The sequence below is a fragment of the Alteromonas sp. CyTr2 genome, assembly GCF_947311905.1.
Lineage (GTDB): Bacteria > Pseudomonadota > Gammaproteobacteria > Enterobacterales > Alteromonadaceae > Alteromonas > Alteromonas macleodii.
The window spans coordinates 24,530-48,402 of record NZ_CAMZMZ010000014.1; the positions used below are offsets into that span (position 1 = coordinate 24,530).

The 23,873-nt window shown below is 45.0% G+C and carries 17 protein-coding genes; 9 read left to right on the top strand and 8 right to left on the bottom strand.

The window, feature by feature from the left end:
• The first annotated feature begins 1 nt into the window (after position 1).
• From pqqC to QME20_RS09640, 8 genes are all read left to right on the top strand, one after another.
• Positions 2–757 carry a pyrroloquinoline-quinone synthase PqqC gene (pqqC, locus tag QME20_RS09605; protein WP_049588479.1) on the top strand — a complete coding sequence of 252 codons (756 nt, stop codon included), beginning with the start codon at positions 2–4 and terminating at the stop codon, positions 755–757.
• Complete coding sequence (gene pqqD, locus QME20_RS09610) at positions 757–1,146, top strand: pyrroloquinoline quinone biosynthesis peptide chaperone PqqD (protein WP_014999502.1); 390 nt, start codon at positions 757–759, stop codon at positions 1,144–1,146. The genes pqqC and pqqD overlap by 1 nt, the downstream gene beginning before the upstream one ends.
• Positions 1,136–2,296 carry a pyrroloquinoline quinone biosynthesis protein PqqE gene (pqqE, locus tag QME20_RS09615; RefSeq protein ID WP_049588481.1) on the top strand — a complete coding sequence of 387 codons (1,161 nt, stop codon included), beginning with the start codon at positions 1,136–1,138 and terminating at the stop codon, positions 2,294–2,296. Before pqqD ends, pqqE begins: the two co-directional genes overlap by 11 nt.
• Before the next feature lie 88 nt (positions 2,297–2,384).
• A complete protein-coding gene (locus QME20_RS09620; RefSeq protein ID WP_168463003.1) occupies positions 2,385–4,049 on the top strand; it encodes an insulinase family protein in 1,665 nt (554 codons plus the stop codon).
• Between the two features lie 120 nt (positions 4,050–4,169).
• Entirely contained in the window at positions 4,170–6,662 is a 2,493-nt protein-coding gene (locus tag QME20_RS09625) for a TonB-dependent receptor (protein WP_281715847.1), read from the top strand.
• Positions 6,663–6,943: 281 nt separating this feature from the next.
• On the top strand, positions 6,944–8,173 hold the full coding sequence (locus QME20_RS09630) for a porin (RefSeq protein WP_014980250.1): 1,230 nt from the start codon (positions 6,944–6,946) through the stop codon (positions 8,171–8,173).
• Between the two features lie 200 nt (positions 8,174–8,373).
• Positions 8,374–9,234 carry a hypothetical protein gene (locus tag QME20_RS09635; protein WP_281715848.1) on the top strand — a complete coding sequence of 287 codons (861 nt, stop codon included), beginning with the start codon at positions 8,374–8,376 and terminating at the stop codon, positions 9,232–9,234.
• A gap of 272 nt (positions 9,235–9,506) precedes the next feature.
• Complete coding sequence (locus tag QME20_RS09640) at positions 9,507–10,166, top strand: response regulator transcription factor (RefSeq protein ID WP_014950680.1); 660 nt, start codon at positions 9,507–9,509, stop codon at positions 10,164–10,166.
• Positions 10,167–10,222: 56 nt separating this feature from the next.
• Here QME20_RS09640 and QME20_RS09645 read toward each other — a convergent pair whose 3' ends face one another.
• The 8 genes from QME20_RS09645 to QME20_RS09680 form a co-directional block, all read right to left on the bottom strand.
• The gene (locus QME20_RS09645; protein ID WP_156086929.1) at positions 10,223–12,736 is read right to left on the bottom strand and encodes an ATP-binding protein; all 2,514 of its coding nucleotides are present in this window, start codon (positions 12,734–12,736) and stop codon (positions 10,223–10,225) included.
• Complete coding sequence (gene nosP, locus QME20_RS09650) at positions 12,723–13,913, bottom strand: nitric oxide-sensing protein NosP (RefSeq protein ID WP_014980253.1); 1,191 nt, start codon at positions 13,911–13,913, stop codon at positions 12,723–12,725. Before nosP ends, QME20_RS09645 begins: the two co-directional genes overlap by 14 nt.
• Positions 13,882–15,978, bottom strand: coding sequence for a 4Fe-4S binding protein (locus QME20_RS09655; protein ID WP_061486527.1), 2,097 nt, complete (start codon positions 15,976–15,978; stop codon positions 13,882–13,884). Before QME20_RS09655 ends, nosP begins: the two co-directional genes overlap by 32 nt.
• 40 nt (positions 15,979–16,018) lie before the next feature.
• Positions 16,019–17,536 (bottom strand): aldehyde dehydrogenase family protein, encoded by a 1,518-nt coding sequence (locus QME20_RS09660; protein ID WP_281715849.1) that lies wholly within the window; start codon positions 17,534–17,536, stop codon positions 16,019–16,021.
• A gap of 142 nt (positions 17,537–17,678) precedes the next feature.
• Complete coding sequence (locus tag QME20_RS09665) at positions 17,679–18,356, bottom strand: response regulator transcription factor (RefSeq protein ID WP_014950685.1); 678 nt, start codon at positions 18,354–18,356, stop codon at positions 17,679–17,681.
• Positions 18,353–19,612, bottom strand: coding sequence for a histidine kinase (locus QME20_RS09670; protein WP_061486528.1), 1,260 nt, complete (start codon positions 19,610–19,612; stop codon positions 18,353–18,355). The genes QME20_RS09665 and QME20_RS09670 overlap by 4 nt, the downstream gene beginning before the upstream one ends.
• A gap of 180 nt (positions 19,613–19,792) precedes the next feature.
• A complete protein-coding gene (locus QME20_RS09675) occupies positions 19,793–21,109 on the bottom strand; it encodes a PAS domain-containing methyl-accepting chemotaxis protein (RefSeq protein ID WP_281715850.1) in 1,317 nt (438 codons plus the stop codon).
• A 267-nt stretch (positions 21,110–21,376) separates the two neighbouring features.
• Positions 21,377–22,261 (bottom strand): LysR family transcriptional regulator, encoded by an 885-nt coding sequence (locus QME20_RS09680; protein ID WP_281715851.1) that lies wholly within the window; start codon positions 22,259–22,261, stop codon positions 21,377–21,379.
• Positions 22,262–22,359: 98 nt separating this feature from the next.
• Between QME20_RS09680 and QME20_RS09685 the strand changes: the two genes are divergently transcribed.
• Entirely contained in the window at positions 22,360–23,859 is a 1,500-nt protein-coding gene (locus QME20_RS09685) for a CoA-acylating methylmalonate-semialdehyde dehydrogenase (protein WP_020744244.1), read from the top strand.
• Positions 23,860–23,873 lie beyond the last annotated feature (14 nt).

Here is a 23,873-nt window from a genome sequence, read left to right on the forward strand (position 1 = left end):
AATGACAGAACACGCATGGTCTAGACAAGAATTCGAACAAAAACTGAGAGAAAAAGGCGCTTACTACCATATTCATCACCCGTTTCATAAACGCATGAATGAAGGACACTGCAGCGTTGATGAGATTCAGGGTTGGGTGGCCAACCGACTGTATTATCAAATGGCGATACCGGTTAAAGACGCGGCAATTTTAGCGAATTGCGAAGATCAATCGGTACGCAGAACTTGGATCCAACGAATTATCGATCACGATGGACGGGAAGGTGAAGACGGACTGGGCGGCATAGAAGCCTGGTTGCGGTTAGGCGAAGCGGTAGGCTTGAACCGCAGTGAATTACTTGATGAAACCCACCTGTTGCCAGCGGTTAAATTTGCAGTAAATGCCTATGTGAATTTTGCCCGCCGTGCGTCGTGGGAAGAGGCTGCCTGCTCATCGTTAACTGAAATGTTCGCCCCTGAAATACATCAAAGCCGATTAGATACCTGGCCTGGGCACTATACATGGATTGATAGTGAAGGCTTTACCTACTTTCAAATGCGGTTAAGTCAGGCGCGCCGTGATGTAGAGCATGGCCTGCAGATTACCCTTGACCACTTTGTTACCCGACAACAGCAAGAACATGCGCTCAATATACTTCAGTTCAAAATTGATATTTTGTGGAGCATTGCTGATGCCATTTGCTTTGCCTATGAATATAAGAGAAAGCCGTTTGATGGTATTGCCGACCAGCGGGTGTGCCATAAAGGGAGGTTTTAATGATGTCGAATTTACAATCACAAACCGAACACCACTTAGATGCTGATAGCGTCGGTGCTGATAACGTGGAAGATAACATTGAAAATAGCAGCAGTCACAACAACGAGGGCGGCCGCACAAGAGACAAAACAGCTTCTTTAAATCCGCTTTTTCGCATGCAGTACGAGAAAGCTCAGGGTTGTTATGTTTTGTTGTTCCCCGAAGGAATGATCAAACTTAATCCTTCTGCGGCAGAAATTCTTAAGCGAGTAGATGGCAGCAATACGGAAAATGCCATTTGTGCTGAGCTTCGCCAAGCGTTCCCTGATGCACCTGAAGATTTAGAAGAAGATGTTCATGCATTTCTGGTCCATGCCGAGCAAAAGAAGTGGATCCGCTATGACGAATAATACAGACGTTGATTTACAAACCGACGTATCAAATACCATAACGCCTCCGCTATGGCTCCTAGCCGAAATTACCTATCAGTGCCCATTGCATTGCCCCTATTGCTCAAACCCAGTAAACATGGAAGAAACATTTAATGAGCTCTCTACTGAGCACTGGGAGCGTGTGCTGCGTGAAGCGCGGGAAATGGGCGCCGTGCAATTAGGCTTTTCTGGCGGAGAGCCATTGCTTCGAAAAGACTTAGAGCACTTAGTCGCTTATGCGCGGGCTTTGGGTTTTTACACCAACTTGATCACCTCTGGCATTGGCATGACAGAAAAACGTATTGCCAAACTCAAAGAAGCCGGCCTTGACCACATTCAGCTTAGCTTTCAGGCAGCCAATGCTGAAGTCAATGACTTAATAGGCAACAAGCGTCACTCATTTGAACAAAAACTTAAAATTGCGAAGCTGGTAAAACAATACAACTACCCTATGGTGCTTAACTTCTGTATTACCGCGCAGAACATTCACGAAATAGAAGACGTAATGGCGCTCAGCGAGCAGCTAAACGCTGATTTTGTCGAGCTGGCTACCGTACAGTATTACGGCTGGGCCTATGAAAATAGAGACCATCTGTTACCTACCTCACAGCAGCTACAGGAAGCTGAGGCCGCAGTGAACCGCTACCGCGCGCAGCAAAACGGTAAAGGGCCAACCTTCATATTTGTGTCGCCCGACTACTACGAATCTCGCCCTAAGGCGTGCATGAATGGCTGGGGCACAACGTTTTTAACCGTAACGCCAGATGGCAGTGCCCTTCCGTGTCACAGTGCAAAGATATTGCCCCTTCATTTTCCTAATGTGAAAGAACGCTCGTTGCACGATATTTGGCACCAAGACTTTAGCTTTAATCATTTCCGTGGCGATAGTTGGATGCCTTCGCCCTGTAGGGACTGCGATGAAAAAGATAAAGACTTTGGCGGCTGCCGATGTCAGGCCTACCTGCTAACAGGTGATATGTATAAGACGGATCCGGTTTGCAGCAAGTCGCCCGATCACCATTTGATGAAAGGCATTACCGATAAAGCAGGTACTGCACCGTCGAAGGCACTACAGTATCGGAAGGTGGAAAAGCCGATTCCCATTCTAGAAGTAAGTGCTACGAGGTAAGCGCTACGAGACAAGTAATACGAAATGAGTGCGCTGCGATAAGTACTAAACCAAAAGAGATACCGTTAAACCGCAATGATAAAAGTGTATGTCTGAATTTCATTTCATTGATGCCGGCTCTGGGTCAAAAGTGCATAGCGTTGTTTTTGCGCTAAAAACCCCTGCAGCAGGCCATACTGGGTTGTCTCACTTAGCTGAGCACATGAGCTTTCGACGCTCTCACCAATACCCCGCTGCCCACGAACTTTTTACGGCCAATACACTTCTGCCTGTTACTATTAACGCTACCACACTCGCCGAGTACACCTTCTTTTTCGCTTCGTCTGAAAAAGCGAACGTGCTGCTTGATGCTGTAAATTACCTGTACTGTGGCCTGCTTAACCGGGATTACGGTACCGATGAGGTAATCTTAGAGCGTGACGGGGTTATTTTTAACGAGCTCGCCATGCTAGAGACAAACAGCGACTATGCATTAAACGCCGCTATTCGATTAACCGATACCAATAAAAATGCCTATCAACACGCGGGTGGTTTTACACAAACCATAGGCAGCAACAGCATTCAAGCGCTTCAAGACTACAAACGCCAGTGGTATCAGCCAAGCAATATCACCACGCTGGTTTATAGTAATTCAGCCCACTTTTTTGAGCAGTGCAAGGAGGTTGTTACAGCCCTGAGCGCGGAAACAGCTTTGAGCGAAGAATCAACACTGAACAGAAACGCCTCTCTGAGTCAGCACGCATCTCAACGTGAACACTCACATTTAGACAAAGAAGCCTCTCTTGATGCGCAAACGACAAAAGGCGAAAACGAATCAATAAGGCATGTATTAACCTGGTGGTTTCCTCAGTGCTTTTTAAATGGTTTACTACAGCAAGAAGCAACACTTAGCACCGTAGCAGGCCTTGAAAACACTTTATTTATCGACCCCGAAATCAATCAACAAGGCAATTTTGCAATTCGCCTCGTCACAAACGAAGCGATGAAGGAAGTAGCAAGCGAGCTTTCGATAGAAGCACTTCCAAAGCTTTCACAAAATCTGACACACAAGCTCGTGAGCGATGATAATGATAAAAGGCTGCGACAACTAAAACATGTGGTATCCGCGTGTCTTGCCTCATTTGATATTAGACCTTCAAAGCCAATGCCAGACACTGATAAACATGCAGAAGGTGTGGGGGCGGCTATTCGCTATTTTGCGCAACTAACAGATGCGTTGGGTTCTAACGAGTGTGCCGCCAAAGATTGTGCCACCAAAAGCACTTATTTAGCGAGTGCTAATAAGGTATCGCACTCCTACCTGAGGGCTCTACCTTCACCAGAAAAATCAGTCGCTCGCGAGCGGATTAGAAAGGCACGCAAAGACTTTTCCGCGCAAGCCAGCGCTTCCAATAGCGAGCAGTCACTTTTAATACCGCATCTTAACTCTAAATACCGACATTTTATTGCGTTAGAGCACTTGCCTGCACTTCCACGTTTATTGCGGCCACTCGCCAACAAGACCACCAATTTGAAACGCTTTAACGCTGAACACATTGCTTCGCACTGGGTGTATCGCATCGCGTTCTATCAACAGTCAAGACTACAAGCGGTGCTGGCACACCACCTTTTCTGGCAACCAAGAACTTCGGGGGAATGCTACGCACTGGGCGCTGCAACCTATGAAAATAACCTTTTTCTATTTGGTGCCAGCGATACAAATATCACAGAGCGTGAAAACTGGTGTCATAAGGTTTTATCGATGCTCTCGTAGGGAATTCGGGAAAAAACACTGCTACCAATTTATGATACTTCCTCCCCCTTAAGGAGGATATTTTTAGGGAATGGTTAAGGCAATACTGAAAGTATAAATAATAACGAAGCAGTCAAGACCATGCCTACGCGAATTTCTACTAAAAGCTCTAGCCAAAACGTTGCACAATCCCCAACACATCAACTTGCCCGTTCACCATTTGCTCTTGCGATTATTGCAAGCGCTGTAACCTATGCGTTTAGCTCTGCTGCAGAAGCTAACGATGCAATGGACCACTACGAGGTTATAGAGGTACAGGGAGCGACACCGCTTAGCGCCAACAGCAATAACTCTGCTGTATTTGGTAACGTTCAGACACTCACTCAAGACGATATTGAAGGGAGCGTCAACCGTTCACTACCGGAGCTACTCAAAACTCAACTGGCAAGCGTGAACCTAAACGATGTTCAAAACAATCCGTTCCAACCCGATCTGCAATACCGCGGGTTTACTGCCTCTCCGCTGCTTGGTCTACCTCAGGGCATTTCGGTGTACTTAAACGGCGGTCGGGTTAATGAAGCGTTTGGCGATACTGTGCATTGGGACCTCATGCCTCTAGATGCTATAGATACCGTTTCTTTGTACTCTGGTTCAAACCCTCTGTTTGGCCAAAACACGCTAGGCGGCGCCCTTGCGCTTAGAACGAAAACAGGGTTTAGCTTCAACGCCAACGAAATAGATTTACAGGCTGGACAATTCGGCCAGAAAGCCGCGTCTGTGGAATCGGGTGGTCATAACGATCACTGGGCGTATTATGTGAACCTGAATCATTATGAGGAAGATGGCTGGCGCGACTATTCGCCATCTGAAGTGCAGCAAGTATTTACATCGCTTACCTATAAAAGTGACAAAATGCATCTCGACATGAACCTCTTTATGGCCGATAACGAGTTACTCGGCAATGGTGCATCACCTATTGAACTGCTGGATATTGAAGGAAGAGAAGCGGTCTACACCCACCCCGATCAGACCAACAACGAACTTACGCACGTTAATATAACCGGTGATTTCGTTATAACTGACACCTTATCTTTAACCGCCAATATGTTTTATCGCGACACACAAACTCAATCAATCAACGGCGATGACAGTGATTTTGGTGCCTGCCAGTTCGCTGATGGACGCGTAACACTGTGTGAATTTGAAGATGATGACGACGATGATGATGCTCCGCTTGATAGTGATGATGATGGCGACGACGATGATGACGATGATTTGCCTGTTGTAGGAGAAGGCGACGATATAGAAGCGGTTGAATTTATTGGCTTTGATGACGACACTGCGCTTGCCGAAATATCAGATGTGGACGCAGATGAACTTGATGGAACATACAATACGGGCCGGACAGACGCCAAAGCTACTGGGTTATCTTTTCAGCTAGCAAAACAATATGCCTTAAGCGGCTTCAGTTCAGAGTTAATTGTTGGTGCCAGCTACACCAAAGGAGATGTTAACTACGCCGCTGATACTACATTTGGTATTTTGGAAAACGAATCTGCACAAGACTCACGCACCGTTTTACCCATCGACGGGCTCATGGCACAAGAAGCCAGGGTTAGATTAGATGTAGACACCACCGCATGGTCGCTATTTTTCATGAATAGTACACAGCTCTCTTCAGCCGTATCACTCAATCTTGGTGGACGTTTTAACCGAGACCATATTGTTATGGAAGACCTGATTGATGACGGTGAAGGTTCATTGGACGGCAATCACCGTTTTACCCAATTTAACCCAGCGGTAGGTGTAGACATTACTATTGATGAGCAAAGCCAGTTGAATCTTGCAATCAGCCAGTCTTCAAGAACGCCAAGCCCAGCAGAGTTAAGCTGTGCAGATGAAGACGACCCTTGCCGCTTACCGAACGGTTTTGTGGCCGATCCTCCTCTTGATCAGGTGGTCACCCAGACTATTGAAGCAAACTACACCACACGCATTGATAACATCGACCTGATGCTAAATGTTTTTCATAGTAGGAGTAAGGATGACATTATTTTCCAACAAGCTGGCTCTGTTGCCTCTCGCGGATACTTTATTAACGTTGATGAAACCCAGCGTCAGGGCGTAGAATTCAGCGTAGGTTCAACGTGGGAAAAACTAACCTACCGGTTAAACTACAACTATCTTAACGCAACCTATGAATCAACATTCACGTCGTTTAGCCCCTTTAACCCTCAGGGTCCAGACAGACTCGTAACACCAGGTGACAAAATTCCAGGCCAGCCAGAGCATTTAGTCAAGCTCTACGCAGATTACGCCTTAACGGATAAAGCGCGTTTAGGCGCAGAAGTTATTTCAGCATCTAGTCAGTACTTTAGGGGCGATGAGGCTAACGAAAACGAAAAGATTGACGGATACGTTATTGCAAACATTTATGCATCGTACCGGTTCAACGACACATTTACCGCATCGCTTCGTGTGAATAATGTGTTCGACAAAGACTATGAAACCTTTGGCACGTATGGCGAGGCTGATGAGGTATTAGAAGACATTTATCCCGACGTAGAAGGTGCAGAGTTCGTGGGCCCCGCACAACCGCGAATGGTCAGTGTAAATCTAAAAGCGAGATTCTAATCAGATAGCAGTTGTTACCACACGCGCTTTTATCCACACAAAAGCTGCAAAAAAATCAAAAAAACGCGACTTACTTTTTCACAGTAGTCGCGTTTTTTATCATTTATACATTTAATTTTCCCGCTACTAAAGAAGGAGATTAACACGCCTTACGGCCGATGGTTCAAAATTCAATAGAACCTATTATCAATTTACTGGACACCGAAAGCATTAAAACCAGTCAAAAATAAAAATAAAAAGCCACTGTAATTAATCTACACTACCAATATTGGGACAGTAAAATGAAAAAGAATACATTTACAAAAACCTGTTTATCTATTGCCATTTTAAGCACAGTCAGTAGCCATAGTTTTGCCCAGGACGAGCCCTATTCATGGAATATCTCTGGATGGATAAATGAAGGCTTAACCTATTACGACGACGGTGTGGGTAGTGATGTGGCACAACTTTCAGACAATGGTACAACGTTAGGCAGCCGGATCACGCTTTCAGGAAACTATAAACTGGAAGAACAAGGCATGGACGTGGGCTTTGAGGTCATTATTGAACCTCTTTCAGGTGCACCGAACTACGCCGGTGGTGGCCATCAAACCCCGCTTTTATTTGCCAATCAGGATAACTTAGACACCTTCAATGGCGGCGACATAGGCCTGTTGGGCAGTAGCCTCTACTTTGGTGGCGACTGGGGTAAAATCACCATTGGTTTACAAAGCCTTCCCACCGATAACATTGCCGTTCTAGCTGATCCTTCTGGCACAATCTGGTCGGGAATTTCTCCATTATTTAGAGCAAATGGCTTCTTTATTCGAGGCGTAGAAGAAGGTTCAACCAATGTCGCGTGGGGTCAATTTGCTCAGTGCTTAGCAACGCCTGGCTTGGGTATTGGTATTGACTGTAACGGCATATATCGCAACGGTGTGCGCTACGATCTCCCTCAAATGGGCAACGTGAGTATTGCAGTAGGTTATGCAAACGACGAAATTTACGATATTGCGGTTAAGTATGCGGCTGAGCACGAAGGCTTCAAAACTAACCTTCATGCAGGTTACTCAGTGAATAAAGATGGCGGTAGCAATGTTGGGGGCAACAGTTCAACTACGCTGCAACTGCAAGCAGGGCTCATGCATATTGAGTCAGGAGTATTTGGGGTAGCCACTTATCAGATGGAAGAAGCTGACGATGCGATTGTTGGGTCGGGTGACGATACAGATGCTTATTACTTTAAAGCAGGCATAAGAAAACAGTTTAATCGCTTTGGTGATTCTGCTTTCTATGCTGAATATGCCAGTTATAACGACCAATACGGCATGGCTCATTTAGATGGCGTTACCGGCTCAGAGCTTAGTCAGTGGGGCGTTGCAGCAGAACAATATTTTGGATCGCGCTTCTTGGTGTACGCGAAATACGAAAATCTAAGTTTAGATATTGATGGTTCAGAATCTGCGCAAGGAATTTATAACAGCGCAGAAGACTTAACCCTAATTCAACTAGGTGGCACTGTGTTCTTTTAATTTAGAATTAAAAATCAGTCATATTTTAACATTGAACTTATATCTAATTACTCTGAAACTTAAAAATTACTCGATTCATTTAATTAATGATAAAAAACTGATTAATTTTACACTTAATTAAGAAATTAAAATTAAGCTAAAAGATATGACATAAAAAAGCGAGATTCACTCTCGCTTTTCCTATTGAAAAAGGAAAGATCATGAAAAATATATCTCTATTTTCATTACGTTCAGCTCAACCCATTCTGTTAGCCCTACTCTTCATAACGACAGTACATATCGCAGACGCACAGGTCATATTTCAGGAGGACAAAAACAATTTTATTCGCCTTGTTGAAAAGCAAAACGAAACAGACAGTGACATGCGTGCCAACCAGCACCCCTTTACGCTGCAAGAGCAGGATGTATCCGCCATACTTAGCGCTATTCAGGTGGTTAAGAACAAAAATACGTCAACACCGCTTTTTTCCAACGAACAGGTTGCGTTACTTGCCGCCTATCTGCCTGAGGCGCTGCGAACAGCGACTGCTCAGCAAGACGTAATTTTTGCCCTTAGTAAAGAGAAGCGCTATTTGGCAGGCCTTAAAACCCAAACGTATTACGTTGCAGGCAGTATTTTCGTTGCAGACGACCAGCTCAATATTCTTATTGGCGAGTTCGATAAAGTAGCCAATAAAGCCTACGAAATGGCTTACGATCCTACTTCTCAGGGCTTGGTAAAATACGACTTTGATTTTGGTAATCGCAAACAAGCAAAGTTCTCATTCGATTCCCCACTCTCTTTTTCCGCACCTGGTATAGAACTGAAAACGAAAAATCGCTTCGATTGGGTGGTCGCACCGACTCAGCTGGCATTTGAAGCACCTGTAGAAAAGGAAACACTTTCCCCAGCGAATAGGGAAAACACACCCAGTAAGAAAGACGTAGCTGGCTCGGCCCCCTTACCAGCAGAAAACGATATCGTTGCTCGTTTTAAACGGTTAGACGCACTAAAAGAGGCGAAACTAATTAGCGAAACAGAATACGCCGAAAAAAGAAGGCAGTTACTTGACGAGTTATAGAACGAAAGTCCCGTCAGTACTGGTCTTACGTGCTTTTTTATTATAAGCCATTGGTCTTATTAGGCCTGATTTGATGTTATATTAATGTTAACATTGTAAACACGTGAAGTGACTGTTTAGCTTTTAATATTTCGGGGAACTTGGTCACTTTGAAGCGTTTCATTTACGCCATAATTTTGTCTTAATAAAAGGCTTATGTGTGAATAAAACGCCAGCCCAAATAAGTCACAAGGCCAGCGGCAAATGTCGCTTTTTTAGCTGAGGGAAAGACCATGCACCGTATCTTGATAATTGACGACCACCCTATTTTTCGTCACGCAATGATTACCATTTTAGGGAAAAAGTTTCCCGACTCAGAAACCCTCGAAGCCAATTCAATTTCTGAAGCGTTAACGTTGCTAGAGCAAGACGCGAAGTTCGACTTAATCATGCTTGATTTAAATATGCCGGAAACCTGTGGCCTAAACGGACTTTTAGAAATTCGAAACCAACACCCTAACGTACCTGTAGTGATTATTTCCGCTGAAACGGAAAAGCAAAATATACTGCAAACCATTTCTTATGGTGCCGTTGGCTTTATTTCAAAAAGCAGCAAGATTGAAGAAATAGCCACATCTATCGAGAGTATTTTTGAAGGGAACGTGTGTTTACCATCAGAGATATTGAGAACGCCGTCTACCAGAACACGCATGACCAATGACAACGGTATTTCGCCGGAGCAAATTCGTTCATTAACACGAAAAGAGCTGACTGTACTGAAATATCTAACTCAAGGGTTAGCCAATAAAGTGATTGCCTACGAGCTTAATATTTCTGAAACCACGGTTAAGTCTCACGTCTCATCTATTCTCAAAAAATTAGGCGCCAGCAACCGAGTAAAGGTTGTGGCCAGTGCCGCGAATATCGACTTTAACCAATACGTATTTAATTAAGACCTGTTGATCTTTGCTGTGCACCGAAGATTAACAGGCCCCATGTTCCTATACTTTTAGCCATTCAAGCTTGAGACTAGCGCCGCCTTAAGCACCGCGGAGTTAACAGGTTTGTGCAGCAGCTGAATGTCGGTGCCTTCAAGTTCATTCGCTAACGCTTTTGAGTGATTAGCGGTGCAAATCATAATGGGCATTGAAGGCGCGATTTTTCTTACGCGTTTCGCAATGTCTAAACCGGTTTCTTCTTCATCTAGGTGGTAATCGACAATAAGCATGTCGCACTCGTCAAAACTGCCATTATTTACAGCACTGCATTGTTCAAAACCTGAGAAAGTGTCTACTTCCATGTCCCAGTTTGCGAACAACGTTTGCATAGCAATGCGCATATTCGCATCGTTATCAATGTGCCATATATGCTTATCCAAAACGTAATCTGGTAACGATGGCTCCAAAGTATAAAGATAGTCTTGTTCCTGACTCGTATCACACACTTCGGTAATAGGAATGGTCACCGTGAAACATGCGCCTACGCCCTCTTTCGAGCGCACTCGAATATCGTGCTCTAGCAACTTACTCATTTTATCTACAATGTATAATCCCAGACCCAAACTGTAAGAGTAGTTAAAATCGTTTTCTAATCTGGAAAACTCTTTAAAAATAACTTTCTGATCGTCTTCGCTTATACCCACACCTTGATCATAGATGCTAATTTCCAGGTTTTCATTCACCTTTCGTGCTGCCAGTAACACCTTGCCGTTGGCACCGTATTTCATTGCATTTATTAATAAATTTCGCAATATTCGAGAAAGTAAGTTCACGTCTGTCACCACGAAGGCTTCTTTCAAGCGATAGCGAAAATCTACACTGTAGTCTTTACTGATATGCGTAAACTCTTCGGCTAGCTGCATAAGTAACGGCAATACATTTTCTTGCTGCTTATCGGGCTGTAACACCCCAGCGTCCAGTTTGGATGTTTCAATAAGCGTGCGAATAAGGCCATGTAAATCAGACAGTGAATTATCGAGGGCGGCAACAATGGGGCTGGATGAACTATCCACTTGATCTTTCAATGTTTCGTTGAACAAGATGGCAGCGCTAAGGGGCTGCATAAGATCGTGGCTAATAGCAGCCAAAAATTTGCTCTTTGAATCAATCGCTTCTTGAAGGGCGATGTTGGCGTGATTGAGTTCACGGGTACGCTTTTCTACATTCGATTCTAATTGGTCTTTAGCCGCTTTAAGCTGGAGTTGGCTTTCTACCTGCTGCGACACGTCTGTTGCCAAGACAAAGTGCCCGGTGATATCGCCAGATTCATTGAAATGAGGCAAATAAACTTTCTGTAAAAAGCCAACGTCGCCATGAGCATTTTTTTCTTTGCTTTGAAAGCTCACCACTTCGCCTTGGTTAACACGGCGCAAGTACTGAATAAGATTAGGGTAAACCTCTTTCAGGTGGCTTCTATCCATAGGCATATCATTAATGTCTTGCTCACTAACGCCATACCAATCGCGATAACCTTTATTGGTGTATTGAAACTTTTTATCGGTACCAATGTAAGCAATAAGCGCCGGTACATTATCGGTTATCATGCGGATCCAGCTTTCGTTTTGCTTCAGCGTTTCCGCGTAGTGATGCTGCGATGTAACATTGGTGAACGTGCACAGCGTATTGCCGTCGGGCAGTGTAGTGATGTTGCGTTCAACCACCAGTTGCTCGTGGATAATCTGTGTACTTGGCCCCACCGGGTTTAAGTTGAGCCCGCTCCAGTGACGGTTATTTTGAAGGGCATAAATATTCTTACTGTTTACCAGTACGTGCTGGGGCACGTTTGACTGGGTCAAAAACGTGTTATTCCAAAACGCAATGCCACCTTCTTTATCAATGAGCAATATTCCAACATCAATATTATCGATAAGGCTTTGCAACAGCTTGTTTTTCTCTTTAATGACTTGCTCGTAACGATTCGATTCAAGCAGTTTTACTTCAGTGATGTCGTTAAACAGAATAACGTTCCCGCCTTCTTGCGTGGGTCGATTGGTCAGCTGATACCATCGCCGGTTCGACAACTGATAGATCATCCTGCCTTCGACATCAGCAGGCAGGGCGCGGCGAATAACCCCGGAATGCTTGGCAGCTTGGGTGATATCGTAATAGTTATCGCCAATTTTAGGGGTAATGGAAAGGTCATCCCAAACAGTTTCAAAGTGCCGATTAAAGAAGATGATCCCGCCCAGTCTATCTAGCAACACCATCGCCTGATTAGTGCTTTCAATGGCGTCGTGTAAACGCTGTTTAACCTGATGGGTTTCTTCGTGAGCCCGCACTAGCTCGGCATTTGACTGCTCCAGCTTTTGCAGTACTGACTGCAGTTCTTCGGTTTTCTGACTCACTTTTTCAGAAAGTTGAACCGAATGTTCGAAGGCGCGGTAGCTGTGATGATTAAAACCGCCCTCTTCCATGCGATACATCAGCGCTGCGTTTATTTTTTCAAGCTTTTCGTTTTCACGCCGTTGCTCGTAAAGGGCCTTTTGGAGCGCTTCCACGTCGGTAAATTGATTATTGGGCTGCAAAATACACCCCCGTAAACGTTTGGTTCAAGTGAACCGAGTGAATATGCTCGCCATAGGCATTGAAGCCCGCGACATTGTACCTTTGCTGTAGCCGTCTTATTTCGTGGTCGTTTTTGCCTTGTTGAATTTCGAGCCTTCGCAAAAAGCAATCGCAAGCATAGACAAATTCGGGCTCGCCAAGCTGAGCGCGCAGCTTGTCTAGTTTACTTTCTAATGCTTCAATGCAGTCACCCAGCTGAACAAATGTAAGAATAATGCCAATATCTACCGCGCAGTAGAAGGTAATGGCGTTAGTGGCCAAATCTACTTTTTGAATAGAGCGGATGAAATATTTGCCCCCTACCATCACTGCAAGGGGAAACATGGAAAACACATCCGGCGTTAAGTCTTCAGCTTTCATTCCCAATAAACTGGCGTAATACTGCGCAGCAGGTTCACCGTTTATTTCATACACGGTTCGCGACTCAGGATCGGCGTGGGTGACCACCAGCTTCGATACGGGAGAGTTAATGTGATCAATGGAGAATACGGTGAAGGGCTTTCCCGTGCCAACAAGCAGCAGTACTGCTGCGTCTCGATGAAATTCACCGTTGTAAAACACATAGGTGGCTTCAAGCTTTAAATCGTCGCCAGCGCTACCACCTAAGTGTGGAATATTGCCAAATGCGGTCGCAAAGGTTTCTAGAAAATGTTCCTCATGGCGGGTAAGTCCATCGAGCACAGAAATAACGAAGTGCTGCTCTGTATCGTAACGACGCTCCCTCCCCTGTAAGGCTCGGCGCAAACCACTGGCAATATCGTGGGCTTCATCAAAGTTTACTTCGCCTAAATTAGGCACCAATGCTGTGGCAATAGAAAATTCGTTTTTCAAAAACGCGACGGCCAAGAGTTTTTCTGTTCCGTAGCCATTTTTATTAAATTCTCCAGCACTGGTGCAGCCAACAATATTCACGTGAGGAAAACGTGCGGAGATTTCCTTTGCTACGGTGTCTAAGTCAAACAGCGTGCTGGTATGAAAGAGTAATAGCTCTATTTCATCGCACTTAACGTTGGCTAAAATCTCATTGGCCACATCACGGCAGGCTTCTTTAGCACCGTATAAACTAGAATGGTTGTCATCGTTAACCTTGCTATTAGCAGGTTGACTAAGTGCGGACAGGATTGAGGTTTTTGACACGCGTTGGCACCTTTTTCTTTTTATATTTATCGATTTTGCACAAGTCAGGGTTATCTAACGTAACCACACACTCAAGGCACTGAATACATTCAGCATAGTCAATGCTGCCGTCTTGTTCTATAGCATCAATACCACATTTCTTTTGTTTGCACAGCTGACACGGATTACCACAGGCATCTTTACGTGTAAGCAATTTAACTAAAGGGAAACGCCCCAAAATGGCAAGCCCCGCTCCCAACGGACATAAATAGCGGCAGTACACTTTATGAATTTTTAAACTAAGTAGCAGCAATAAAACCGAATACAGTACAAAAGGCCAATATCGAACAAAGTGTAGGGTTATGGACGTTTTGAACGGCTCTATCTCAGCGAGCTTCTCTGCAAGGTTTAGCGAATAGAATGAGCACGCAACAAGCCCTATAAGCAACCCATATTTAATTTTTTGTGCCCGTTTGTGGTGCTGTGGCTTAATTCTAATTTGTTTTATCCTGAGCTTTTCAGCCAGTATTCCCATCATTTCCTGGAGTGCTCCGAAGGGGCAAAGCCAGCCGCAAAATAGTCCCCGCCCAACGATAAACAACGAGACAAATACAAAGCTCCACAAAATAAAAATGACCGGGTCGAGAAGATATACCTCTAAGGAAAATCCGTCGATAATATCCAGTAGCAGCGTGTATATGTTGACAACAGACAGTTGCCCTTGAGCGTAAAAGCCAATAAAAAACAGCACGAACACAAGGGAAAATGCCCGCACTGTATGCACAAACTTGGTGTAAGGCGTTAGCCTTTGCTGGAATGCAAAAAACAACGACAGCGCTACAAGATAAACAACGGTGATGCTTATCGTTAAGGTTCTGTCCCTCCAAATTTTCTGCCACAACGGAATGGGCTTCGCTAACTGAGCCTCAGGATTTTCCATAAATAGTTCACTAGGCAGTGTCACTTTCAAAGGGAACAGATGCTCATCTTGCTCGAAGAAACTCGGCTTAAACGGCACACTAATCGCTATTTCCATTTCTTGGTCAAGTGACAGCCCACCTTTCGATTTTACTCGAAGTACTTTGATCTCGTTGTAGTCGGGCAATGCTTGTGAAAATGCGGGGTCATAGAAGCTATAAAAATCGATATCGCGGATAGCTGTGGGAAAGCCGCCTTGAGATACCCGTAAATGCTCAGGAGTGGTTTGGGGAATAAACTCATCGCTGATAAAACTGAACCCTTTCGTATTCAGTACCATCAGTGCCATTTCACCCGGATTTAGATTTTCCTGTAACCGAGCAAATTCCTCTTCATCTAGCAGGTTTTTCCCCACAATAGGAAGACTTAAAAACGCATAGTAGTGTTCGGCAATGATGTCACCATCAAGAGCAAACTCGCTTTGAATATCGTCAACCGCCCGAACCACTTCTCTCGAAAGCCCTTCGGTATTTTGCTGAGTAATCTGGTGCTTTTGAATGTAGCCCTTGTCCACCAATTCGCTAAAAGTAAAAGGTTCGTAAAAGTCTGGATTGATAATATTGTTGCTAGGCGCAACAAAGCCATCGAGCTTAGCTCTGGCAACGGCTAATGCAGATGTCACGATGGTATCGTTGATAACCAGCACCGATACGGTGGCTTTCGTAACCCCATCAAAGTAGGTAGCGTCTTTGCCTACATTGCTTTTACCACCAATGATAAAACGTTCTTTGACACTGTGCCCTTGATATTGAGCAACGAAATCAAACATGGATTTCTCGCCAAGCCCGTGCAAAAAAATCGGCTCGCTATGCTGCTTGACGAAAAGATCGACCACATTGCCTTGCGTGTCTAGCCCAATCACTACATTAACCGGTTTGCCTGAAAAGCCTATGAAGTCGACAAAGTCATTCGACTCAAAAACATATCCGAGTAGTTGCTGAAGCTGATAGACCGGGGTTACCTTGATGTCAGTGTGCATCTCCCCCACGCGTGTAGCGTTGGGAAATATTTTGTAAATGTCTTGTGGAATGTCTGTCGCGTCAGACTGCGCCAACACATTGGTGCTGAGAAACAGCAAGAAAATGATTGAGGAAAATGCGATGCGCATAAAAGTAGCGGGCGGCGGTAGGCGCCGCCCTCAGATTTACTTAGAAGAAACCAAGTGGGTTGATGTCGTAGCTTACCAATAGATTTTTTGTCTGCTGGTAGTGATCTAGCATCATCTTGTGGGTTTCGCGGCCAATGCCCGATTTCTTGTAGCCGCCAAACGCAGCGTGAGCTGGATACAAGTGATAACAGTTCGTCCATACGCGACCTGCTTCAATCGCTCGACCCACGCGGAATGCTACATTCGCATCGCGGCTCCATACACCAGCGCCAAGTCCGAAGCTTGTATTATTGGCAATCTCAATCGCCTCTTCTTCGGTTTTGAAGGTTTGAACAGCGATTACAGGACCAAAAATCTCTTCCTGGAACACACGCATGTGGTTTTCACCCTTCAAGATAGTCGGCTGAATGTAGTAGCCTCCATCAAAGCCAGGTAGCTGCTCTTTCTCACCACCAGTGACAACCTGAGCCCCTTCTGACTTACCGATATCGATGTATTTAAGGATCTTTTCGAACTGCTCATTAGATGCCTGTGCACCCACCATGGTGTCTGTGTCTAGTGGGTTGCCACGTTTGATCTTCTGAATTTTTTCCAACACTTTTTCCATGAATGCATCATAGATGTCTTCGTGAATAATCGCTCGAGAAGGACACGTACATACTTCACCTTGGTTGAAGTATCCAAGCACTAAACCTTCCGCACACTTATCAATAAATTCAGGCTCGTGATTCATGATGTCTGGGAAGAATAAGTTTGGCGACTTGCCGCCAAGCTCAACGGTAGATGGAATAAGGTTTTCAGCAGCACAGCGAAGGATATGTCCGCCAACAGGTGTAGAGCCAGTAAACGCAATTTTTGCGATTCTTGTGCTTGTTGCAAGAGCCTGTCCGGCTTCTGCCCCGAACCCGTTAACGATGTTTAGTACACCCGGTGGTAGTAGGTCTTGGATTAGTTCGGCGAACAATAAGATAGATACTGGCGTTTGTTCTGCTGGCTTTAGCACCACTACGTTACCGGTAACAAGTGCTGGCGCAAGTTTCCATGCAGCCATAAGTAGCGGGAAGTTCCATGGAATGATTTGCCCAACAACACCATAAGGTTCGTGGAAGTGATACGCCACCGTGTTTTTATCAATTTCACCGATGGTGCCTTCTTGGCTTCGAATACAGCCTGCGTAATAACGGAAGTGGTCTGCGCACAGCGGAATGTCTGCATTAAGCGTTTCGCGAACGGCTTTACCATTGTCCCATGTTTCCGCAACGGCAAGTAGCTCTAGGTTTTCTTCAATGCGATCGGCAATTTTCAGAAGAATGTTAGAACGCTCAGCTACTGACGTATCTGCCCAGCCCTTTTTCGCAGCGTGAGCGGCATCTAACGCAAGCTCAATGTCTTCAGATTTTGAGCGTGGGATTTGTGCGATGTCGCTGCCGTCTACTGGAGATGTTGCGGTGAAGTACTCACCTTTAACCGGTGCTACCCATTCGCCATTGATAAAATTACCGTAGCTTTCTTTGAAGCTTACGACCGAACCTTCACTACCTGGCTTTGCATAAATCATAAGAAGTACCTTTTGATAACTTTGCGCGTACCACGCGCACTAACTTGGTTTGTTGTGTAGTTTGATAATGGTACTTTTACGTTGTACCTACCATGATGCGATAGACCGATTTGACTCCTACTTTAGGAGGGGAAACCTATGGCTACTTCTCACTCTTCTCGACAAAAGACACCGATTGAGACGCTGAAAGCTCTGCATCACCGATATAGCCGTGTTTAGCCGCAATGGCTGAAAACTGGGAGGGCACCGCGTCAAGCTTTCGCTTAATGACGGTAAGTGCGTTAGAAACAGTCTTAGCCGATAAGCCCAACTCATCAGCAATATCGAAGCGGGATTTATTCATCGCTATCGCAATAAATATTTCGAACTCGCGTTTTGTTAATTTGGCAGCAATGTCCACATTAGTATCGAGAAGTTGATTGGCTAAATTTACCGCCAGGCCGCGCTCAATATACTTTTGCCCTTTTGCGACGACCTTAATTGCCGAGATCAATATTTCAGGCGAACTACTTTTACTGATGTACCCCATAGCACCGGTCTGCATGGCGCGATGCAATATGACGCTGTCTTCGAACATACTGAAAAAGATAATTTTTAAATCAGGATGTCGCTTCAAAAAAATCTTGGCTAAAACAAGGCCACTTTCATTTGAAAGGTTTATGTCTAGGATTAAGATCTCAATGTCACTACTGGCTAATAAACGATGGGTTTGCGCGCCGTTTTCAGCATCAAAAATACGGCAATCGGGCATCATCGCATTGAGTAAAGCTTTGTATCCTTCACGCACCACAGCGTGGTCGTCGACAATTAGAATATTCATGCGACGTTAGCGCCCATAAGAGGAGGCATTTTTTTAAGGGTAAGAGACAGCGATACGGCAACGCCGCCATCATCGGGTGACGTCACACTACAATTTGCTCCTATACAACGCGCTCGGCTGCGCATTGAAGACATGCCAATATTTTCTACAATGTGGTTCCCTAATCCCCGACCGTTGTCTTTGACCATCACAGAAACACGGTGAGTATCGCCATAAATTTGAATGCTAACCTTGGTGGCCTTCGCATGCTTAATCACGTTGTTAATGGCTTCTTGAGCAAATCGGTAAAGATGAATATCTCGCTCATTATCTTCTTGATAGCGCTTTAGATTAATAGACACGTCCCACTGCGTATCGGGCTGCGCTACTTCTTGTTCGTACACCAGTCGCTCAAGCGACGACTGAAGAGAGACTCTATCTAAAACAAGCGGATGAAGGTGAGCAGTGAGCTTTCTAATTGCATCGCTTATTTGATGTGACATCACTTGAACCTTCTGCGCCGACAGTTCAACAACAGATCGCTCTTTTGCGTTAACCAAAATATAAGCGTGGGCTTTTATCGTGGTCAGCAACTGCCCCACATTATCGTGAAGCTCTCTGGCAAGGTAATTTCGCTCTTGCTCTTGAAGAAGCGCTAATTGCTTATCTATTTTGATGAGCTGCTTTTCTTTTGATTTAAGTGCATTTTGTAGGTGCTTAAACTGGTCTAATACCCTGTTCATTTCGGTGATATCTGAATGTGGCAGGGGCTGTGATTCCTTGCCTTCTCGTAGCTCAGATAATGCGTCAGCGAGCTGATTTAGCGGCACTAACCTTTGCTTAACCGCAACTTTTAACGTAAACAGCAACAGCACAAAGGTTGCGAAAAACAGTCCCGCCACCAAGGCAAAAAAAGTGAGATTCTGGGTGAGTTCAGTAGCATCAAAAGGCGTAACGATAAGATACTGATTTTCCTGAATTGGAATGATAACAGGTGTGAGTGCAGTGCGTTCAGTTGTCGACATTACTGAAGTCTGTTCTGCCTGAAGGCGACCCGTGAAATAATGGGCGGATAAGTGAGGGCTAGGCTCAACAATCGCTTCGATATCAGCAACAGGGATATTGAGGTTGACCATTTCTCGCACTTGATTAAGCGCGCCCGTCATCTCTTCCTCAATGTTATCTTGTATGTGGAAGTAGACCAGACAGGTAAAAACCAAAAAGCAGCCAATGAATACGGCCACTATAGCTGTAGATATTTTCGTAAAACCTGACATAACCGCCCCCGCAAGCCTTTTATTACAGGGTTATGCTATACAGGCTACGTTAAAAAGCACATCCTGCAATAGGGGCGAATTCATCCTACCAAGGTAGGATGAATTCTGTTTTGAGCGATGTTTTATTTGGTAAGAACTTAGACAGTTTACACTTATCGGTAAGCCTGTTTCTCGGTGCTACTAACTTCCCAGTCGACTGCTGAATTGGCCTACTGCATCAACGACTTCTTTTGCACCGTATTGAATTTGTTCGATAACTTCACCCGCCTCTCTGGCGTAATTGAGCCCTGATTGCGCCTTTTCATCGCCTTCATTAACCAAGTTCACTGCGTCGGTGGCCAATGTCTGGTTGTGTTTAACCACATTGATGATTTCTTCTGTGGCTTCGGTTGTACGCGATGCTAATTGACGCACCTCGTCAGCAACCACAGCGAAACCTCGCCCCTGATCGCCAGCACGTGCCGCCTCAATCGCAGCATTTAGAGCAAGCAAGTTGGTTTGTTCGGCAATCGCACTGATACTTCCGATAATCGTGGCAATTTGTTGAGATTGAGCGTCCAACGCGTTAATTCCTTCTTTTGCCCTATCCATTTGTTGCGACAGCGAAGACATTTCAGAAAGCAGTTCGCTAATGACTTCCTTTCCTCGCGTGGCGATTTGATCCGTTGTGTTTGAAGAACGGTAGGCGATATCAGCGGCACTGGACACGGCATTTTCTCGTGCCACCTGCTCAGTAATATCAGTAGCCAGCTTAACCACTTTATACATACGACCGTGAGAATCACAAATCGGGTTATAGGTGGCTTCCAGCCAAATAGTGTTGCCGTGAGCATCGAAACGTTCGAATCTTCCTGCGACGAATTCCCCCTGAGTAAGTCGTTCCCAAAACGTTTTATATTCGCGGGAATTCGCATACTCCGTATCACAGAAGATTCTATGATGCTGACCTTTAATGTCATTAAGGCGGTACTTAACGGCTTTCAGGAAAGCTTCGTTTGCGTCCTGAATATTTCCGTTTAAATCGAATTCAATCACCGCATTTGACTTGTGTAATGCGGCCACCAAATCTTCGTGCTCTTTCGAGTTGGCTATAGTGCGCGTGAGGTCGTTGAGGTTGACTGAGAATTTGTGAATATTCCCTTTTCCGTCAAAAATAGGTTCAACTACGCCCCTTAACCACGCTTCTTCACCATTTTCTCGAAGAAACTCAATCGCCCCCCAGTAATGAACACGCTGCTCGATAGAATCTTTTAGCTTTTTAAAATGAGGCGTGTTTCTGGCAATCTCGGGAACAAATTCAAAGAAGCGATGCCCTTTCACTTGAGAGAGTGAGTAACCCAGCTCTTTCTCGAACACCTCGTTGACGGCTTCAATTTCACCACGCTCATTAAGATTGAGAAAGATCATTTCTTCGCGCAAGCCATCTCGCACTTGCTTGAGTATATGTAGCTCCTCGCGAAGCGCTTCGTTTTCTTTCACTAAGTGTTTATTGAACATAGGGCCTGCCCTGACAGAGAAATACAGTAATATGCCGTTTATCGGCAGTAACTAACCTTGCCTTAACGGTAATTTGATGAATCTACACAAGGTTTAGCAAACTATTCGCTAGACAATGTCTTTTTAACTAGGACGTGTCGGCCTAATTTATTAAAGCCTTAGAACACATTTAGCCACTTGTATCAGGGGGTGGCGAGTTTTTCGACGCTGCTACGCTACTTTTTACATATTTACCCTGCAAAAGACAGTAGATAAACGTCTAATTTTTTAGTCGAGAAATTTTGAATGGTATTGCGTAACTTTATCTGTAAGCCATTTTGTAAATACTTGAAAGCGTGCTTGAGAATGAGTTTCTTTGTGTGTGGCCAGCCAGAATGTACGCTTAATATGAATCTCGCTTTCAATGAGTCGAACTAAGCCTGGCTGAGTTTCCGCCATAAATTTAGGTAAAATGCCTACCCCTGCGCCATTTACAAGCATTTGATACTGCGCATTAATACTGGTGCTGCGAAGCGCACTTAATTGTGACAAAGCAGTCTCTTCAATGAACTTTAATTGGGGAGCGTAAACCAAATCGGGCACGTAACTCACTAAATTGAACGCGGTGAGCTCTTGTAATGTTCGTGGTTCGTTGTCGCTGATAAGGGACTGGTGGCTATAAAGATAAAGGTTATAGTCAGTCAATTTTTGTGTAACCAGCAAGCCTTTACTGGGCTTTTCTAACAAGATAGCCATATCGGCTTCTCGTTTATTCAGGTTTAAAAAGCCGCTGGTTGCCACAAGCTCAATGCTGATCCCCGGATACTGCTTTTTAAAATCGGGTAGTAAAGGCGCCAAAAACCAGCTACCGAAACCTTCAGAAACACTCACTCTGATCGTGCCTGCCAAATGCGAGCGTTCGTCACCTAATTCATTTTGTGCCTCTAAAAAGTAATGCTCTGCTTTTTCAATATACGTAACTAGCTCACTACCATGGGTGGTTAGCACATATCCTTTTTTAGTTAGCTCGAACAACTTACAATTTAATGAGTCTTCCAGTTTTTTTACACGACGAATTAACGTCGTAGGGTCTACCTTCAAGCCTTTAGCTGCAATAGCTACGCGTCCATTTCTTGCCAAACCAAGAAACAAACGCATGTCGTCCCAATTCACTTAAACACCTGCATTTTTACAGCACCATACTGCAAGTATATGTATTGCCTTTGCAAACACAAGGTTTCAATATTGTTAAAAATTATAGGAGCTATGTCATGAGAAAGATTGTTCACTTTATTGCAGGTAAAGATTTTGAGGATAGCAGCGAGAATACCGCGTCGGTATTTGCGCCTAACACAGGTGAAGTACAGGCTGAAGTAAGCTTGGCTAACACTTCAACTTTGGCCTATGCAATTGAAACAGCCCAAGCTGCACAGGTTGAGTGGGCAGCAACAAACCCTCAACGACGCGCTCGTGTTATGTTCAAGTTTAAAGAGTTGGTTGAAGCAAACCGCGATCGCTTAGCGGCACTATTATCAAGCGAGCACGGTAAAGTGTTGGTTGATGCGCAAGGTGATATTCAGCGTGGCCTTGAAGTTATCGAGTTTGCCTGTGGTATCCCTCATGCGCAAAAAGGTGAATATACCGAAGGTGCAGGCCCAGGAATCGATGTGTATTCCATGCGCCAAGCACTAGGTGTAGTGGCAGGTATTACGCCATTTAACTTCCCAGCCATGATCCCAATGTGGATGTTCGGTGTGGCAATTGCCTGCGGCAACGCGTTCATTTTAAAGCCATCAGAGCGCGATCCGTCAGTACCTGTTGAACTGGCAAAGCTTATGATTGAAGCAGGCCTTCCTGCAGGTGTACTTAATGTTGTACACGGTAACAAAGAAGTGGTTGATGGTATTTTAGATCATCAAACTATTAAGGCGGTGAGCTTTGTAGGCTCTTCTGATATCGCTAATTACGTGTACGAGCGTGGCGCTCGTGCAGGTAAGCGCGTTCAAGCCATGGGTGGCGCGAAAAATCATGGCATCGTAATGCCTGATGCTGATTTAGATCAGGTGGTAACCGACTTAGTTGGTGCTGCGTATGGCAGTGCCGGTGAACGCTGTATGGCGCTACCGGTTGTCGTTCCAGTGGGCGATGAAACCGCTGAGAAACTGAAAGCCAAGCTTATTCCGGCTATTAAAGACATTATGGTAAGTCATAGTGAAGATCCTAACGCTCATTATGGCCCTGTGGTTACTGCTGCTCACAAAGAGCGCGTTGAAGGCTATATCGACCTTTGCATAGAAGAAGGTGCTGAGCTTGTTTACGACGGCAGAACCAGTCAGATCCCAGACGACAGTCAAGGCTACTTCATCGGCCCAACGTTCTTCGACCACGTGACCAAAGACATGCGCTCATACCAAGAGGAGATTTTTGGTCCAGTGCTGCAAATGGTGCGCGCGAAAGATTTCAACGAAGCGGTTAACTTAGCAAGTGATCATCAATACGGTAACGGTGTTGCTATGTACACCCGTAACGGCCATGCGGCGCGCGAATTTGCGCAACGTGTAAACGTGGGCATGGTAGGGATTAATGTACCTATTCCAGTGCCAGTTGCTTACCACACTTTTGGGGGCTGGAAGCGCTCTGCATTTGGTGATACCAACCAGCACGGTATGGAAGGGGTGAAATTCTGGACCAAGGTTAAGACCATTACGCAGCGCTGGCCTGATGGCTCAGATACGAACGACAACGCCTTTGTTATTCCAACCATGGGCTAAGTGAGGAGACTATT